The following is a 1227-nucleotide window of genomic DNA, read 5'->3' on the forward strand; positions in this document are numbered from 1 at the left end:
CCAGCTTTGCTACCTATGGCATTAGCTAGTTTATCTATTAGGTCTTGAATGGTATCTTCCCCTTCAAGGGTAACCTCTGCCTGTTTGCCATTGCCATATATCGTTATAGTCTGCGTATTATCAAGCAGCATTCGCCCGTCCCCATTAGTGAACACCAATCTGCCACCAGCGGTAGCATCTTTCAGCTTGACCTCTGCGGGTGTTGACACTGCCCAGCCCCAAGTGCCACCTATCTTATCCTCTGGCACGTTCCAGTCTCTATCCCAGCTAATCTTTATCTCCTTGAACTCCCCATTCTCTATAGTCATAGCAGTGAACTCAACGTGAGGCTGATTAACATCCCAGAATACCTGCGGGATAACATTGCCACCAGTAGTATTCGTTCCATTAGGCACGTCAATCTCTATGCGAACATTTTTGATACCATCCATATTCGCAGGATTGATATTCCAGTTGGTGGTGGGGTTATACCAGCCAGTATTAGGCGGGGGATTGGTCACAGCTTCCACATCAGGGCTATTTGCTTGGTAGTAAAACAATGCCTTGTCGCCGATTGCCATGCTATTAGCGGCAGTTATGGAGATGAAAAATGAAAAGGCACTATAATGACCATTAGGTAGCATTGTAAGTATTTCTGGTCTATAATTGGAAATTCCGCCAAAATTTATAGGCGTCCCAGAAAGGGTGGGATAATGCTTTGTCCCGTCAGCTGGGTCCACGTAAAATGAGCGAAGAAACTTGTTAGCGTCATACACAGCTCCAGTTGTTGTCATAGTTTGCCATGCCCTCGTGCCATCTGCAAGGTTTATAAAGTAACCCGTGCCCATACCGTCACTACCCCATTGTGTATGTACCCCATCCACAGCAGCACTCATGTCAACCATTTCAAATCCCACATAAAAGCCTGAAAAATTATCATACGGGTAGTCGTATCCGTCAATTGTATATATGGCGGTAACACCATCTATAGATATACGTATATCATGTGGGTTGTTTCCGCGAAATAGTTCGTCAAACACTATACGGTAGTCAGCAATATTCTTTGTTTGTAGCCCACCCGTTGTCGGCACCCCCCAAGAGACATTGTTAATAAAGTAAGGCTCTATATGTACTGTATCATCGCTTACGGTGAACTTCACTGCTTCGTTATCCAGCCCCTCTACTACGACATTCGTTATCCCACTAGGGTAGCTGAGACGTTTAGTATAGTCCATGAGTTGTGCTGTC

Annotated in this window: 1 pseudogene; it reads right to left on the reverse strand. The window is 45.2% G+C overall.

The annotated features are described in order from the left end of the window. Positions 1–1214 (reverse strand): annotated as a pseudogene (locus tag AC1MDJ_RS07935) (hypothetical protein); the annotation flags it as partial. Positions 1215–1227: the final 13 nt, after the last annotated feature.

Source organism: Candidatus Termitispirillum reticulitermitis, assembly GCF_054655775.1.